Annotated in this window: 4 protein-coding genes; all 4 read left to right on the forward strand. The window is 47.8% G+C overall.

The window, feature by feature from the left end; genetic code table 11:
• Positions 1 to 506 (forward strand): hypothetical protein (locus KQI32_RS13050; protein ID WP_216426044.1); only part of this gene is annotated, 506 nt, incomplete at its 5' end.
• A 169-nt stretch (positions 507 to 675) separates the two neighbouring features.
• Positions 676 to 1,836, forward strand: coding sequence for an isocitrate/isopropylmalate family dehydrogenase (locus tag KQI32_RS13055; protein ID WP_216426046.1), 1,161 nt, complete (start codon positions 676 to 678; stop codon positions 1,834 to 1,836).
• Positions 1,837 to 1,850: 14 nt separating this feature from the next.
• A complete protein-coding gene (locus KQI32_RS13060) occupies positions 1,851 to 2,504 on the forward strand; it encodes a redox-sensing transcriptional repressor Rex (protein WP_216426048.1) in 654 nt (217 codons plus the stop codon).
• A 140-nt stretch (positions 2,505 to 2,644) separates the two neighbouring features.
• A partial coding sequence (locus tag KQI32_RS13065; protein ID WP_216423449.1) for a transposase occupies positions 2,645 to 2,913 on the forward strand: 269 nt, incomplete at its 3' end.

The following is a 2,913-nucleotide window of genomic DNA, read 5'->3' on the forward strand; positions in this document are numbered from 1 at the left end:
GTGAGCTTTCCGCGGTGGACTGGGAGACCGGGGAGGTCAAACAGATCCGGAATTTCAGCGTCGGGGCGCTGGCCTTGTCCTCTGAGGGAAACCTGTACTATTTTGACGGGTTGGGGACTGCTCTTTTGAAGACGTCAGTGAAAACCGGGGAGGAGACGGCACCCTCTGTCACGACCTTCCAAAGCACTTTTATTCCGGACAGTAAAGAAAGCAGCTATACATTCGGAACGGTTATGCCTGGCAACAAAACGACAGTAAAAGAATATGGGATTGTTTATTCCGCAGCCGCAAACACAGAGGAAACGCTCAGAATCGGAGCGGACGGCTGCTATAAGCTGAAAGCAGAAAAAGAGCTAAGCATGAACGGTCACTATGGTATCGAAATCAAGGGGAGCCTGCTTAGCAATACAGCTTATTATACAAGAACCTATGTTATTTATCAGTCGTCGGATGGGACGGAAAGCACGGTTTATGGCCAAATCAAAACGATTGATCTCACAAAATAGAGAGAAAAGATGGCGCCAAAGGGATGTACGGAAAACCCTTCGGCGCCATTGTGCGTTATGTTCCGATTTCGGTGATTTGCGTTTCAGAGAAAAATTTTACGAAAAACTTGCGTTCGGAGCGGCAATCGATTATAATAGAATTGATTAATTTTTAACAAGGAGGACAAAGATGGATAACATTGTGAAGAGTGCAGCGGATAAATTTGCTCTTTTGATTGAAGAACAGTTAAAAAGAGTGGAAAAGATGAAACAGGAGAAAGATTTCATCGACTATAAGGAACTGGATACGATTGTGATTGGCATCTGCGGCGGCGACGGCATCGGCCCGAGAATCACCGGCGAAGCGCAGAGAGTACTTCAATTCCTTCTGAAAGAAGAGGAAGCAAAGGGAAAAATTAAATTCAACGTCATTGAAGATCTGACAATAGAAAAACGCGCTGAGGTTGGAAAAGCCATTCCGGACAGTGCGCTGGCGGAATTGAAGAAATGCCATGTTATCTTAAAAGGCCCAACCACCACGCCCCGCGCCGGGGATCCCTGGCCGAATGTGGAGTCCGCCAATGTGGCGATGAGAAAGGAACTGGACCTGTTCGCAAACGTGCGTCCGGTTAAGGTTCCTGAAAAAGGCATCGATTGGACCTTCTTCCGTGAAAATACCGAAGGCTCCTATGCAGTCGGTTCAAAAGGCGTACATGTGAACGATGATCTGGCAATTGATTTCTGCGTGACAACCACAGAGGGGACTGAGCGGATTGCGAGAGCAGCATTTGAATATGCCAAAAATAACGGAAAAAAACGCGTCACCATTGTTACGAAGGCAAACGTTGTAAAGACAACGGACGGCAAATTCTTAAAGCTGTGCTATGACATGGCGAAGGAATACCCGGGCATCGAGGTGGATGACTGGTATATCGACATCATGACCGCAAAACTGGTGGATGAAAAGCGCAGACAGCAGTTCCAGGTTCTGATTCTCCCCAACCTGTACGGAGATATTCTGACGGATGAAGCGGCTGAATTCCAGGGCGGCGTCGGCACAGCCGGAAGCGCAAACCTTGGGAAGCGCTATTCGATGTTTGAAGCGATTCATGGCTCCGCACCCAGAATGGTGACAGAGGGCAGAGATATTTATGCGGATCCGTGCAGTATGCTTCGTGCCACGGTAATGCTGCTCGACCATATCGGTTATCAGGCGGAAGCAAAGAAGCTGGAAAGAGCTCTGGACATCTGTATGTATGAAGAAAAGAAACTGGCAATCACCGGACGCGATACCGGAGCAACTTGCGCAGAGTTCGCAGACTACGTGATGGACACTATTTCAAAAATGTAATGGTGGGATGAAAAATGGCGAAAGGCAAACGCGTATCGGAAGCGGTGATCAAACGGCTTCCCAGATACTACCGTTATCTTGGTGATCTGCAGGCAAAAGGCGTCACCCGGGTGTCCTCAGGGGAACTGAGTTCCATGATGGGGCTTACCGCGTCTCAGATTCGGCAGGATTTAAACTGTTTCGGCGGATTTGGACAGCAGGGATACGGCTATACGGTTGAATTCTTGTATCATGAAATCGGAAATATTCTTGGCCTGAACCGGGAACTGAACTGTATCCTGATCGGCGCCGGGAATCTGGGGCATGCAATCGCAAACTATGCAAACTTTGAAAAGCGCGGGTTTCATATGACGGCTGTCTTTGACAACAATCCGGAAATCATCGGCAAGAAAATTAAAAACATTCCGGTTTCCGATGTGAAACAGCTAAGCGTTTATCTCAGTGAACACAAGGTGGATATTGTCATGCTGGCAATCCCGGGTGTGGCTGTGGAAAAGGTGATTGATATTATTTATCAGTCGGATATCAAAGGCATATGGAATTTTTCCTATCTGGATTTAAAGGTGCCGGATCATATCGCCATGGTGAATGTTCACTTGAGCGATTCTTTGATGACACTGGCTTACAAGATTTCGGAAAAAGAGCGTGCGGCAGAAGAACAGGAGTAGCAAGATATACAGATAAACGAAAAACGGCAATGGAATGCTCCATTGCCGTTTCAGCCTGTCGAAAAAGTCCAGTATACACTGGGCTTTTTTGCGTATGTGTGGTAAAATAAAGATAAGAAAAGACTGGGGAGGGACGGCGTGTGCTAGCAAAAGAGCAGGAATTGCGCAGAAATGTAGTAGAAATCCTATGTTTGGAGGAGCTGGTTCCATCGGAGCATCTGCTGCGGCAGATTGACAGCGCGGTGGATTTTACGCATCTGTACGACTTGGTGGATGCGCTTTACAGCCGTGACAACGGCCGTCCCAGCATTGACCCGGTGGTATTGTTCAAAATTGTGTTCATCCAGCACCTGTACGGCATCCCCTCGCTGCGCCGTACCATGCAGGAGATTGGCATGAACATCGCATA

This window comes from Acetivibrio sp. MSJd-27 (genome assembly GCF_018918095.1).
GTDB lineage: Bacteria > Bacillota > Clostridia > UMGS1840 > HGM11507 > HGM11507.

Coding starts and splice junctions, on each gene's coding strand:
- KQI32_RS13055 (WP_216426046.1), top strand. CDS start 676: ATGGATAACATTGTGAAGAGTGCAGCGGATAAATTTGCTCTTTTGATT.
- KQI32_RS13060 (WP_216426048.1), top strand. CDS start 1,851: ATGGCGAAAGGCAAACGCGTATCGGAAGCGGTGATCAAACGGCTTCCC.